The organism is Clostridium sp. AF29-8BH, assembly GCF_003478145.1.
Taxonomy (GTDB): domain Bacteria; phylum Bacillota; class Clostridia; order Lachnospirales; family Lachnospiraceae; genus Otoolea; species Otoolea fessa.
The window spans coordinates 1-12,361 of sequence record NZ_QUEL01000008.1; the positions used below are offsets into that span (position 1 = coordinate 1).

Annotated in this window: 14 protein-coding genes; 1 reads left to right on the forward strand and 13 read right to left on the reverse strand. The window is 49.1% G+C overall.

Annotated elements, in window-relative coordinates; genetic code table 11:
• Window positions 1–135: 135 nt before the first annotated feature.
• Window positions 136–468, reverse strand: a complete 333-nt coding sequence (locus tag DWZ16_RS06880; protein WP_008373705.1) for a winged helix-turn-helix transcriptional regulator — start codon at window positions 466–468, stop codon at window positions 136–138.
• Between the two features lie 142 nt (window positions 469–610).
• Between DWZ16_RS06880 and DWZ16_RS06885 the strand changes: the two genes are divergently transcribed.
• Entirely contained in the window at window positions 611–964 is a 354-nt protein-coding gene (locus DWZ16_RS06885; RefSeq protein WP_118522489.1) for a cupin domain-containing protein, read from the forward strand.
• A 112-nt stretch (window positions 965–1,076) separates the two neighbouring features.
• Here the strand turns inward: DWZ16_RS06885 and DWZ16_RS06890 are convergent, their stop codons facing one another.
• The 12 genes from DWZ16_RS06890 to DWZ16_RS06945 form a co-directional block, all read right to left on the reverse strand.
• Window positions 1,077–1,340: a VOC family protein gene (locus DWZ16_RS06890; RefSeq protein ID WP_243021952.1), complete on the reverse strand. Its 264-nt coding sequence runs from the start codon at window positions 1,338–1,340 to the stop codon at window positions 1,077–1,079.
• A gap of 149 nt (window positions 1,341–1,489) precedes the next feature.
• On the reverse strand, window positions 1,490–1,933 hold the full coding sequence (locus DWZ16_RS06895; protein WP_118522490.1) for a GNAT family N-acetyltransferase: 444 nt from the start codon (window positions 1,931–1,933) through the stop codon (window positions 1,490–1,492).
• Between the two features lie 29 nt (window positions 1,934–1,962).
• Window positions 1,963–2,793, reverse strand: coding sequence for a 4Fe-4S binding protein (locus DWZ16_RS06900; protein ID WP_118522526.1), 831 nt, complete (start codon window positions 2,791–2,793; stop codon window positions 1,963–1,965).
• Between the two features lie 204 nt (window positions 2,794–2,997).
• On the reverse strand, window positions 2,998–3,636 hold the full coding sequence (locus tag DWZ16_RS06905; RefSeq protein ID WP_333489846.1) for a DUF5714 domain-containing protein: 639 nt from the start codon (window positions 3,634–3,636) through the stop codon (window positions 2,998–3,000).
• 82 nt (window positions 3,637–3,718) lie between these two features.
• A complete protein-coding gene (gene larE / locus DWZ16_RS06910) occupies window positions 3,719–4,573 on the reverse strand; it encodes an ATP-dependent sacrificial sulfur transferase LarE (RefSeq protein WP_207663378.1) in 855 nt (284 codons plus the stop codon).
• Window positions 4,574–4,640: 67 nt separating this feature from the next.
• A complete protein-coding gene (larC, locus tag DWZ16_RS06915) occupies window positions 4,641–6,041 on the reverse strand; it encodes a nickel pincer cofactor biosynthesis protein LarC (protein ID WP_243021946.1) in 1,401 nt (466 codons plus the stop codon).
• A 79-nt stretch (window positions 6,042–6,120) separates the two neighbouring features.
• Window positions 6,121–6,894, reverse strand: a complete 774-nt coding sequence (gene larB, locus DWZ16_RS06920) for a nickel pincer cofactor biosynthesis protein LarB (protein WP_117796697.1) — start codon at window positions 6,892–6,894, stop codon at window positions 6,121–6,123.
• Between the two features lie 134 nt (window positions 6,895–7,028).
• Window positions 7,029–7,658, reverse strand: coding sequence for an ABC transporter ATP-binding protein (locus DWZ16_RS06925; RefSeq protein WP_118522493.1), 630 nt, complete (start codon window positions 7,656–7,658; stop codon window positions 7,029–7,031).
• 1 nt (window position 7,659) lies between these two features.
• A complete protein-coding gene (locus tag DWZ16_RS06930) occupies window positions 7,660–8,499 on the reverse strand; it encodes an ABC transporter ATP-binding protein (RefSeq protein WP_243021947.1) in 840 nt (279 codons plus the stop codon).
• A 90-nt stretch (window positions 8,500–8,589) separates the two neighbouring features.
• The gene (locus DWZ16_RS06935) at window positions 8,590–9,399 is read right to left on the reverse strand and encodes an ABC transporter permease (protein WP_118522494.1); all 810 of its coding nucleotides are present in this window, start codon (window positions 9,397–9,399) and stop codon (window positions 8,590–8,592) included.
• Window positions 9,396–10,382, reverse strand: a complete 987-nt coding sequence (locus tag DWZ16_RS06940) for an ABC transporter permease (protein WP_182427308.1) — start codon at window positions 10,380–10,382, stop codon at window positions 9,396–9,398. The genes DWZ16_RS06935 and DWZ16_RS06940 overlap by 4 nt, the downstream gene beginning before the upstream one ends.
• Entirely contained in the window at window positions 10,375–12,039 is a 1,665-nt protein-coding gene (locus DWZ16_RS06945) for an ABC transporter substrate-binding protein (RefSeq protein WP_118522495.1), read from the reverse strand. The genes DWZ16_RS06940 and DWZ16_RS06945 overlap by 8 nt, the downstream gene beginning before the upstream one ends.
• Window positions 12,040–12,361 lie beyond the last annotated feature (322 nt).

Here is a 12,361-nt window from a genome sequence, read left to right on the forward strand (position 1 = left end):
CATTGCATCCAGTTCTTTCTGGTTCCCTTCAATCTTCATGTTATTATAGCGCCTCCATTTCAACTATTCCTCATTTTCTGATAAATTCCTGTTATACAAACTGGAATTGTTCGATCTTTTCAAATACTAACGTCCTTAATTCTGTTCAATAATTGATTTATAGTAGTTACCAAAGTCAGCAAGTGAATTAACAATTGGAAGCATTTTTGTTCCGAGTTCAGTTAAGCCGTATTCAACTCTCGGTGGCTGCTCATGGTAATCGTGGCGATATGCCAGCCCATCACTCATCATTTGTCTTAAACTATCTGTCAAAACCTTTTGTGAAATACCATCTATACTTCGTTGTAGCTCATTGAATCTCCATGGACGCTCTTTCAAGTTACGCAAAATCAGCAGTTTCCATTTTCCTCCGATAAGAGATACTGCTGTTGCAACTGGGCATTCCGGTAATTCTTCTTTTGCTCGCATAATTCTCACCTCCGAGTCTATTGTAACACATTCATTTTTGAGTGTACAGTTACAAAAAGGTGCGTACTTGTTTTTGTATGTGTCTCACACTATACTAATACCAAGCAACCAGAAACTACAAATTAACTATGGAGGTATTATTATGGCAAATTACACAAAAACAACTATTGGAAAGGAAAACCGAATTGAGCTACATGAAAAGTTGTCTTTAACAGGTGCAGAAATCAGTTTAAACGAACTACCTGCAGGAGCAAATGTCCCATTTGTTCATTCTCATAAAGAAAATGAAGAAATCTATGGAATTCTTTCAGGTAACGGCAAAGCCATAATTGATGGAGAAGAATTTAGCCTTTCAACTGGAGACTGGCTAAAAATCGCACCTGCTGCAAAGCGTCAGTTTTTTGCATCCGATATTTCCGGAATTACTTATATCTGCATTCAGGTAAAAGAAAATTCTCTGGAACATTTTACAGCAGAAGATGCCGTAATCGGCTAATTAAAAGTATTTATTTACAGAAATGCACAGTTCCCGATATGCTAAGAACTGTGCATTCCTTTTTTCTTCAATTTTACGATTTCTCAATTTTTCGAACTTGAAATTGTCGGGTTCAAACTGTAACCTCAATTTGATTCCCTTCAATTGCAACAATACAGCTTTCGTAATAGCCATCTCCTGTTGTCCGGGGACCGCTGATTACTTCATAACCAGCAGTTTTCAACTCTACGGTCAAGGCATCAACCTTTTCTTTACTTCCTACACTAAATGCGATATGTGCATATCCCGTGCGAGCAAGTTCTTTAGGTAAATCAGGCATTTTGCAAGATGGTAATTTTTTAGTGTATAAAGGTGGTTTTTTGAGCTTTTTTCCAATTTTACAAGAATGTATAAAGGTGGTTTTTAAGAAGTTATCCACATTTTAAAAAAGTGTACAAAGGTGGTCTTCGCAGTGTATAAAGGTGGTTTTTTCATTATCCACTCTCCAATTCCTCAGACACAAACATACATTCGAAAAGCTTGAAGTTATATATGTCTTTGCAAATATACCATATCTATTAGTTGTACACCGCTCTCATAAATTGGGTGGTCATAATTGTCAGTAAAGAAATTGGGAATCTTGTGAGAACGAACAAACCCACATTTTTCATAAAATGGTATCGTCAATGGACTGTCACCTGTTCCAACTTGCAAAACAGAATATTCATCTGCATATTTACTGGCAAGAAAATCAATTAGTGCTTTGCCATAGCCCTTTCCCTGATTTTCCGGATCGACTGCGATATTCTTGATTTCAAGTATTTCGTTACCTTCATCGGTGACAACACATTCAGCTTTTACATCATTGTCTTCAAGCACACACATAGTTCCTTTTTCAAGATAGCGATCAACCATGCTCTCCTGTTCATCAGCTAATAACAATAATGATATAAACTGCTTTTTATTCTCATTCACTTCTCGGATTTTCATATATATTACTCCGTCAAATTGGAATTTGATTAAAGTGCCTTCTTAGGGCAATTCTTCACGCACTCCATACATAATATGCATTCTGTGTCATTCTTTCGTTTTCTTGAATTATTTGTAACTTCAACATCCATAGGGCAAAGCCTTTCGCATTTTCCACAGTTAATACATTTTGTTTTATCGCAACAGATACGAAACAGAGAATAATAGCTTATTGGCTTTAAGAAAACAGTTATTGGACAAATATATTTACAGAATGCTCTATTATCCTTAAATGTAAAAGCCAATGTAATTCCAACTAAATAATAAACAATATTCCCTATCAAAAATGCCCAAAACATTATTCGTTCAATGTTATCCACTTTACACAAGAAAAGTACGGAAACAAAGATCAATGATACAGCAAACGCGATATACCTTATCCACCCAATTTTTCGTCTTTCATGACTTTGAGGAGTTTTATATGGTAAAAAATCAAGTATCATTGCAGTCCAACAAGCAAATCCACACCAGCCTCTTCCAAATATCAGTGGACCGAATATCTTTGCTACTGCATAATGAATTGTTGCGGCCTCGAAAACTCCAGTAAATAAGTAATACCAGAATCCCTCTATCTGCATATTTTCATTATCAATAAGTCCAAGGTAAACCAGCATATATGTACCAACAAGTAACTGGACAATTCTTCTTGCATATGGTTGATTGTTAGCCATCAACACTAGACCTAATGCTATTGACGTACCAATATAACTAAAATTCAATAAATAAAAAATATTATCTTTTGATAGCCATAACACAACAGCTACAATTTCAAAAATAATCCACATTATTAAAGCGATTATTTTAACCTTTGAATTCTTCATTCTATTTTCTATACCCCAACGCAAATTCCGATTTTTCCACGTAAAAAAGGATGTGCCTTTTTGTGTAATAGGGAATTCCAGGGAATTTCCTATTACACGAGAAATTGCTCTCTCATCACAGTTCACACATTATGCAAACTGCAATCCCATCTCGCACAATCTAATTATATCGCAGCTTTATTATCTCCGTTTATCCATTTATAGTCAAATACTATCATCAAATCGCCAAAATGGACAGCGCTTGCCAATACACTGATTGTTCTGAGCATAATGCGTACACTGGACTTCTGTGCATTCCATTTCGATTCCAAAATGCGTTTTTACAAAATCAACCGCCGCCAGAATCGCCAGATAAGAATCTCTTTTACAACACCTCGGACCGCCGGTGCGCGAAATCGCCTCCAGTGCTTTTGATGTCATCTGATTCGAAAGTCCCCAGGATTCCTCCGTCAGTGGCGTCGCCCCAGACAAGATAGATACAAACATACCTGCGCTGATTCCCGCTCCGCAGGCACCCCAGAATCCGCAGGTTCCTCCTGGAACGGCTTTCCCACGGTTCAGCATTTCCATCACAGATTCCCGCAGATTAATAGCACCTCCCGCATTTTTATATGCAGTAAGCAGCGCCGCTCCCACCATGACATGATGCTCCGGTCCATGCATATGGCAAAACGGTGCATCCATCATCTTCCGGACAATCTCGATCGGATTTCTGGATGTTTCGTCTATACACAGGGAAAGAATGGTGTCCAGTCCCTTCGTATGACAATCATTACAAACATAATGCCCGTTCTGGCATCTGGTCTTGCTCAATTCTTTTTTATGACATAATTCACACTCCATCCATTCATCCTGTTTCAGATAAATAAGATGTGCTTTACAGACTATACATTCTTCTTGCATGGGATTTCCATCTCCTTTACATTCATTTCCCGACCAGCGCGTTGAGTTTCTCCACTATATCCATACTTCCCGACCGGAAACCTTCCAGATCGAGTGTAATGTACAGAAATCCCATTTCTTTTAATGTCCTGCAGATCGTCTCCCGCTCGGCAATCGCTTTTTCAAATTTATCCGCATCCACCTCGATCCGGACAATATCGCCATGCAGGCGCAGGCGCACATTTCCGCCAAACACGCTTCGAAGATAATCTTCGCCTTTCTCAATCCGCTTCAAAACTTCCATGTCAAAGGAAGTTCCATATGGAAGGCGGGTCGCCATACATGGCATGGACGGACGGGATGCAACGGAAATTCCTAAGTCAGCCGCAAATGCCTTGACATCCTTTTTCTCCAGTCCGCACTGTGCAAGTGGACTGACGACACCCAGCTCACGGAGTGCCTGGATACCCGGGCGGTACACATGCAGGTCGCTCTCATTGGTTCCGTCCATCACGCACGGAATCCCCTCTTCTTTTGCAAAATCCAGAAGTGTCGCGAACAGGTGGTGTTTGCAGATATAACAGCGGTTGACCGGATTCGTCCGGATGGCTTCCAGCTCCATCTCATTGACCTGGATAATTTTATGGATCGCGCCCAGCTCCTTTGCCACCCGCTCCGCGATCTCCAGATCACAGGCTGGGTGCAGCATGGTGTGAAATGTCACGGCATAAACCGGCATTCCCGTCTTCTTCGCCGTATCACACGCCAGCTTGAGAATCAGGCTGCTGTCCACACCGCCCGAAAAGGCGACACAGACCGGTGCCTTCGCTTTTTCTGCCATGAACTGTTTTAAAGCTTCTCTTTTTTCTGTCTCTGATATCATTGGTTTATTTTCCATGGTTCTTGATTCTCCTCTTAATTATCTAACGAGAATGCACTGTGCCGTTTTTCAATCTCAAAAGTGCTTACTGTAAACTAATACTTCCGTCTTCCATTACTCCGTGGAATACTTCCATGAAGCGCTTCCCTGTCTCCCGGCAGATCGCGCGCACGCTCTCATACTCCGGATAGCACGTATCCACGCCGCCGCGCTTGCAGATTTTTACCTTTGCTGCCCCGTAACGGGTCTGGATCTCCTTTACTTCCCGTGGCAGTATCGTCCTCTCTACTGGATAGCGGCGCACACCGATCGTGGTCGTACAGGAGAAGACAAGCTGTTCTAATTCTTCCCGTTTTTCTGCCGTTGTCAGTACATGAAGCACATACGCCGGACGGTTTTTCTTCATATATGCCGGTGTGTACCACACATCTCTGGCGCCCGCTTCCAGAAGCACCTCCATCGCATATCCCAGCGCCTCGCCGGTGCAGTCGTCCAGGTTTGCCTCCATGACCCACATGGAGCTCTCGTCGTGACCGTCTTTTCCAGTTTCTACTTCCACCGTTTTATCCGTCAGAAGCATCGCCCGCAGGATATTCGCGTGCGCGAAATCCTTATTTCCGGCGCCGATACCGATCTTTTCGATCTGGTACTTCTTCGGAAGCGCCGCTTCTGTCCGGAATGCCGCCGCGATCGCCGCGCCGGTCGGCGTTACCATCTCTCCTTCGACATCCCGAAGCGTCAGTTCCAAGCCCTGTGCCGCTGCGATATTTGCCGTCGCCGGAACCGGAACCGGCATTAAACCGTGCTGGCAGCGTGCGAATCCATGACCTTCGGAAAGCGGCGATATCACCACGCGGTGGATTCCCAGATCCTCCAGGCAGAATGCCGCACTGATAACATCCACAATCGAGTCAATTGCACCGACTTCATGGAAATGAACCTCGCTGACCGGGATTCCGTGTGCTTTCGACTCTGCCCCCGCCACAATCTCAAACATCCGGCGCGCCAGGTTTTTAACGCGGTCAGATGCATCCAGACGATCGATGATCTCGAAAATGTCATGGATGTTGCGGTGGACGTGAGGATGCATATGATCGTGGGTGTGAGCGTGATCATGGCTGTGCTCATGGTCGTGGGTGTGAGCGTGATCATGGCTGTGCTCATGGTTGTGAGTGTGTTCATGATCGTGATGATGCTCATGGTCGTGCTCATCATGGCTATGTTCGTGCTCATGACCATGTTCGTGGTCGTGATGATGTTCGTGGTCATGATGATGCTCTTCTTCCTCTAAATGTACATCGAAATCATACGCATCGATTCCACATTTCTTCGTCCGCCCAAAATGCAGATGATACCCGGATACGCCCAGACTGTCCAGTGCCCGTACCAGTTTTTCCCGGCTTGCTCCAAGATCCAACAGTGCGCCAACCGTCATATCTCCACTGATTCCAGACGCACAATCCAGATATAAGATTTTCTCATCCATTTTTACTTCTCCCTCTACTTTTCTCATTTTATTGATACATTTCCGTTTTTCGCTTTTATGTAATTATCACAAACCACTATCACTCTGCCGTCTTCTTCGGCTCCCGAACCGCCAGGCGGTTGATCTGCGCCGCCAGATATGCTGCGCCGTAGCCGTTATCTATATTTACAACCGAAATGCCGTTCGCACAGGAATTAATCATCGTGATCAATGCCGACAGTCCATGAAAACTTGCACCATAGCCGACCGAGGTCGGAACCGCAATGACCGGATTTTCCACCAGCCCGGCGACAACTGTGCCAAGCGCGCCTTCCATTCCCGCCACCGCAATCACGCAGTTTGCCCGCGCAATCGCCTCGCGTTTGGATAAAAGGCGATGGATGCCCGCCACCCCTATATCATAGTAGCGCTCCACGCGGCAGCCGAAAAATTCTGCCGTTTTGGCAGCTTCCTCCGCAACCGGGATATCCGCGGTTCCGCCTGTGCAGACTGCCACCAGCCCTTCCAGCTTCCACGGTGTCTCCGATGATTTTCTCGCCTGCAAAATTTTTGAAACCGGATCGTATTCTATCTCCGGGATGCGCGCCCGCACTAGATTCCACTGCTCTGGCGTCGCCCGCGTTCCGAGTACTTCCCCATTTTCCCGGTACAGCGTCTCGAAAATATCCGCCAGATAGGCATCCGGCTTTCCTTGGCAGAACACCGTCTCTGGGAATCCCGAACGCAATTTCCGGTGCAGATCCAGCTTCGCATACCCTAAATCTTCGTAAGGAAGATTCTTGAACGCATTCTCCGCTTCCTCAATACTTGTATCCCCCCGTTTTACCTCTTCCAACAGCTTCCGAACATCCATTTTTCCTCCTCCTTACCAAATCCCGAATTATTAATCTCTTACTATCGCCCATCTTCTTGTCCTTTGGACAAGAAGCATCCCTCGCTCTTATGAGCTCGGTCAATCCCGATTTTCTCTGTCAATATGTGAACCGGCTAAACTGCTGCCATCTTTTCCTGCAATGCCTTTAAATCAATCTGCCGCGTGCAAATCCGCTTCAAAAGAGATTCCGAATGGCTCACAATCACCATTCCCAGCTCCCGCCCCTTTGCCTCATGCAAAAGCGCCTGCCAGATCTGGCTCTGGGTCACTGCGTCAAACATCGCGGTGATCTCATCCGCCAGCAGATACCGCGGATTTGCCGCCAGCGCTCTGGCAATACAGAACCGCTGCAGTTCGCCGCCGGAAAGCTCCGATGGAAACCGATCCAGCCATTCTTCCCGGATGCCAAGCCGTCCCCGGCTCTCCTCATCCACCTGACCGCCCTCACTGAGAACCTGGCGCATCCGCCAGCGTGGGTTGAGCGCCTGCTCCGGGTGCTGCCAGATTAACTGCACCGGCATACAGCCCCGGATATTCTCAATTGGTATGCTGTCAATCTCTACCGTTCCCTCCTCCGGTCTCTCATATCCCGCTAGCAGGCGGCACAGCGTCGTTTTTCCATATCCGCTCGGCGCCACCAGACCCACGCGCTCTCCTGGCTCAATTTTCAGGGAAATACGCGTCAGCACGTGGCGCCCGCCATTTTCATACGAAAAAGATAGGTTTTCCGCCTTTAGTGACATCTCATTCTCCTCCAAAAAATTCATGTTCCGGCAGTGCCCGGTAGAGCGCCTGCGTGTATGGCTCTTTCAGATTCCGTCCCTCCCGGAAGTTCTCCGGCTTTACTTCCTCCAGAATCGTCCCGTCATAAAACACCAGAATCCGGTCCGCCATCTCAATCGCCAGTTCCAGATCATGAGTAATCAGAAGCACCGCTGCCCCGTCCTGTGCCATCTCTTTTAAATGACGGATTACATGGCGCGCGGTCATCGCCTCCAGCCCCGGTGTCGGTTCATCCGCCACAATCAGCCTCGGCTCCTGCATCAGTGCCGCTGCCATCAGGACGCGCCGCGCCATGCCGCCCGACAGCTCAAATGGATAACATTTTTCCACTGATTCATCCAGCCCGTACCGCTTCAAAAGCTGGCGGCATTTTGCCCGCGTCGCTTCATCTTTTCTGCCGCCACAGATCTGATCCCCGACCCGCATCAACGGATCGAAGTAGGAAACCCCCTGCGGAATCAGAGAAATCCCATTGCCCCGCAGCCCGGCAAGCCGCGTCTCATCCAGAACCTCTCCCTGATAGGAAATTTTTCCTTCCATCCGGCAGTTGTACGGCAAGATTCCCAGAATCGCGTGCGCCAGCAGGCTTTTTCCCGAACCACTCGCCCCGACCACCGCCGTCAGCTCCCCACTGAAAAGTTTGCAGGAAAGGTCGCGGAGCGGATGGAGTTCGCGCCGTCTAAGCCCACGCGCGTACTGCGTAAAATATAAGTTTAGATTTTGAATTTTCAATATCGGCTTTTCCATGGAATCACAATTTTCACGCAATCTCCGTTCTTTGATAACGTCTGTCTGTTCCAAATCTGATAGCCGCATCGTTTTTGATTGTTTTTGTCTTAATCGCATCATTTTATCAAAATATATGTTTTTCTGCCTCATTCCCAGCATCCTCTACTCATGCGCGCTCCCCGGATCCATCAGCCGCCCCAGGCTCTGCCCGATCGCCTGAAATCCCAGCGTTACCAGCACCAGTGCCGCGCCCGGAAAGAGCGCCAGCCACCATTTTCCGGTAATCAGGTACGACATACTCTCGGATAAAATAACACCGATCGCCGGTTGCTCGGAGGAAAGACCGAAGCCCAGAAAGGTCACGCCCGCCTCATGAAGAATCGCATGGGGAAAGAGAAGAATTAACCCGGTCACAAATTGCCGCGATACCTGCGGGACGATGTGGTTCCAGGCAATCCACCAGGGCTTTTTCCCCAGTTTTTCGGAGATCTGCACATACGGACTTTCCCGGATCTGTAAGATTTCCGCCCGCAAAAGCCTCGCCAGCGACGCCCAGTGCGTCAGGGCAATCCCGGCTGCTACCCCCCGGAATCCCTTTCCCAGACTGTAGGAAATCAGGAGCAGGAGAAGCATGTGCGGGATTCCCATTACCAGATTAATCAGCCCGCATACCAATGAATCCATCAGTCCCCCGCCAAGCGACGCCAGCAATGCAAGCGCCAATGCCACCGCGGCGCTGATCGCCGCGGTCAGAAGCCCCAGCCGGATGCTTAAAGAAAGCCCCGCAACCGTCCGTTTCAGCATATCCCGCCCCATCCAGTCGGTTCCAAACAGCCCGCCGGTTCCCGGAGGCAGGTTTTTTCTCGCAAAATCGACCTGCTGTGCGGCATCCTCCCAGACGATTCCAAGCACTGTCACCAGAATCAGGAAAAGGAGGGAAATTCCCAGCAGCCAGAGTGTTTTCTTTCTCATGCCCTGCCTCCTTTCCTAAGTCTCGGATCGACCAGCCGGTACAGCCCATCCGCCGCTGCATTTCCTGCAAATACAAGCACGGCACTGATGAGTGTAATTCCCATCAGAAGCGGGATATCGCTTCCCAGCCCCGCCGTGACCGCCGCCTGTCCGAGTCCCGGATAGGAAAAGACCTGTTCCACCAGCACCGAACCGCCGAAAATCTCGCTGATCGAGCCAAATTGCAACGTAATTACCGGGAGAAGCAGGTTGCGGAGTCCATGCCGAAAAATCAGCCGCCAGCCGCTCTCGCCCCGCGCCCGCGCATAGAGTACGTAATCACTTTCCAGAATCTCAATCACTTTTTCGCGCGTGTGCATCGCAATCGAAGAAATCCCTGTCAGTCCCAGCGTACACGCCGGCAGAAATGCGTGATACAGGCGATCCGCCAGGCTGACCTCGTCCGCCGCCATTCCCACCGGGACACTGAACCCGATTGGGAAGACGGGAAGCTGCACTGTAAAGAGAAGCAGCAGCACCAGCGCCAGCCAGAAGGACGGCGTTCCCGCGATCACGATGCAATAGCCCGTAATCAGGCGATCCGTCCACTTGCCCCGTTTTGCCGCCGCTGCAATTCCTAAAAATATCCCCACGATTCCCGAAAACAGCCACGCAGACAGAAGGAGCCACACTGACGCAGACGCCTTTTCCGCGATCACCTCCAGCACCGGTCTGCGGTACAGAAGGGAAATGCCAAAATCACCATGACAGATGCCCGAAATCCAGTTAAAGAAGCGCTTCCAGACCGGCACACCAACGCCCCAGTACGCCTGCAGCTTCTCGATCTGCTCCGGCGCCATCGAGCCGAGCGCCGTCTGCCCGACATTCGTCTGCAGCGGATCGACCGGAGACATCGACACCAGCAGAAACGATACCAGACTGACTGCCAAAAGCAGCAGCATCAGGTGCAGCAGACTGCGCCCAAACCATTTCATCCTACTCATAGTACCACCGATCGACATTGTTGACGATGGACCAGCCGTGACCGTGCGGATGCACCTTCTGCTCTGCGACATGAAGCCCGTCTCTCACCCAGTACAGATGATCGACATTCACCAGCCAGATCCACGGAAGATCACCCTCGGCTGAAACGCCCGTCTCGCCGTCCCACTGCGCCTTTTTCCACAATTCATACGAACTTTCCAGATCCGGTGCTGCCAGGGCCTCATCCATATAAGCGTCCACGGTCTCATTCGCATACGGCGAATATTCTGCCCGCCCCGTATCTGCCTTTGTATGGTAAATATTATAAAATTCCATCGGCGTGTGCGCGCCCCAGCCCCAGAGAAGCGGCTGCGCCTGTGCCTCGTCATACGCAGTATCCCAGCCGGTGCCGCGGATCGATGCGTCAATTCCAATCTCTTTTAACTGCTGTGCCGTATCGGCTGCCAGCGCCTGACGCACCGAATCCCCGGTCGGATAGAGAAATTCCAGAATGGCTTTCACTCCATCCTTTTCGCGGATGCCGTCGGCATTTTTCTTCCATCCCGCCGCATCCAGCATCTCTTCCGCCTTCCCCACATCATAGGAAATGTTCTCCATTTCATCGTTGTACCACGGCATCTTGTCACAGACACTATATGCCGGGCTGCCGTAACCATTTAACACATGATCGATCATTTCCTGCCGGTCAATCGCCAGGTTGATCGCCCGGCGCACCTGCACATCCGCGGTAAAATCATTGCCGATTTTTACGCCATCCCCCCGTACCGTCTCCGGCACTGCCGGGAGGTTAAATCCACGGTTGTCCACCGTCTCACAATCCAAAAGACTGAATTCTGGAACCGACTGGTCTGCATAGGACGCCGCCGTGTACGCCACATCCACCTGCCCGGCGCGCACCGCCGCAAATGCCGCATCCTCTTCCATAAAGAGAATCGTGACCTGCCGCATCTTCGGCGCATCCCCATAATAATCCGGGTTGGCTTCCAGAATCACCTGCTGCCCCTTGTCCCACTGTTTCAGGATATATCGCCCGGAACCGATCGGATGTGTGCCGTAATCCGTTCCATATGCATGCTCCGGCACAATTCCCGTCACCGCCATCGTGTATGACCAGATAGCAAACGGGCGTTCCATCTCAAACACAACCGTCACATCATCGATCGCCTCCGCCTGTTTCAGCATTGAAAAATCGTTGACGGAACTCGTCTTTTTCAATGTGTTATAAGTGAATGCCACATCCTCCGCGGTCAGCGCCTCGCCATCCGTGAATTTCGCATCGTCGCGGATCGTCACCGTCCATGTCATTCCATCCTCGGAGGTCTCCACATCTGTCGCCAGATCATACCCGATACTCAAATCTGCTTCTGTCACCGTCAGGGTGCTCTGGATCAGCGGTTCATGCATATGCTCGCCCGCGCCCCAGCCATATGCCGGATCAAAGCCCGCCTCCGGCTCTGAAGTCGGCGGCATCGCGATAATAACGCTTGTTTGGGTATTTTCCGTCTGTTCTGCGCCGGAACCGCCTTTCTGCGCCTGATTTCCAGCGTTTCCGCATCCGGAAAGCATGACTGCCGCCGCTAAGGCAGTGACGCCAAGCGCTCTGGCTTCTCCGAACACTTTTCCAGTGATTTTGCCTGTATTTTCTCGTTTTTTCATATTTTCTGTTGTACTCCTATATCTTTCTTTATGAAACAAAAGGATATCAGAAAAGCGCGATCCCTGCTGAACCGCCGTACCTTCCTGGTATCCTTCTCCATTTTTCTTATTTATCTCAGTTAAAAAAGAATGTGCCTTGGCACATTCTCGTGCCGAGCGCGGTCGCTTGCGACATGTTTCTTCTTCGCGCGAGTGCGCATCCCGCGGAGCGTTTTTTGTTTCATAGGACGCAATTCCCTATGAAACGAGAAGACTCCCACCTCTTTAGGTGGTGAGTCCTGATTCCTATTTTTTCGTTCCCCCGCTTCTGCAAGGCAGCATC

Excerpts from the sequence above, each read along its gene's own strand:
- DWZ16_RS06880 (WP_008373705.1), bottom strand. The coding sequence starts at position 468 with ATGCGAGCAAAAGAAGAATTACCGGAATGCCCAGTTGCAACAGCAGTA.
- DWZ16_RS06885 (WP_118522489.1), top strand. The coding sequence starts at position 611 with ATGGCAAATTACACAAAAACAACTATTGGAAAGGAAAACCGAATTGAG.
- DWZ16_RS06895 (WP_118522490.1), bottom strand. The coding sequence starts at position 1,933 with ATGAAAATCCGAGAAGTGAATGAGAATAAAAAGCAGTTTATATCATTA.
- DWZ16_RS06900 (WP_118522526.1), bottom strand. The coding sequence starts at position 2,793 with ATGAAGAATTCAAAGGTTAAAATAATCGCTTTAATAATGTGGATTATT.
- DWZ16_RS06905 (WP_333489846.1), bottom strand. The coding sequence starts at position 3,636 with ATGGAGTGTGAATTATGTCATAAAAAAGAATTGAGCAAGACCAGATGC.
- larE (WP_207663378.1), bottom strand. The coding sequence starts at position 4,573 with ATGGAAAATAAACCAATGATATCAGAGACAGAAAAAAGAGAAGCTTTA.
- larC (WP_243021946.1), bottom strand. The coding sequence starts at position 6,041 with ATGGATGAGAAAATCTTATATCTGGATTGTGCGTCTGGAATCAGTGGA.
- larB (WP_117796697.1), bottom strand. The coding sequence starts at position 6,894 with ATGGATGTTCGGAAGCTGTTGGAAGAGGTAAAACGGGGGGATACAAGT.
- DWZ16_RS06925 (WP_118522493.1), bottom strand. The coding sequence starts at position 7,658 with ATGTCACTAAAGGCGGAAAACCTATCTTTTTCGTATGAAAATGGCGGG.
- DWZ16_RS06935 (WP_118522494.1), bottom strand. The coding sequence starts at position 9,399 with ATGAGAAAGAAAACACTCTGGCTGCTGGGAATTTCCCTCCTTTTCCTG.
- DWZ16_RS06940 (WP_182427308.1), bottom strand. The coding sequence starts at position 10,382 with ATGAGTAGGATGAAATGGTTTGGGCGCAGTCTGCTGCACCTGATGCTG.
- DWZ16_RS06945 (WP_118522495.1), bottom strand. The coding sequence starts at position 12,039 with ATGAAAAAACGAGAAAATACAGGCAAAATCACTGGAAAAGTGTTCGGA.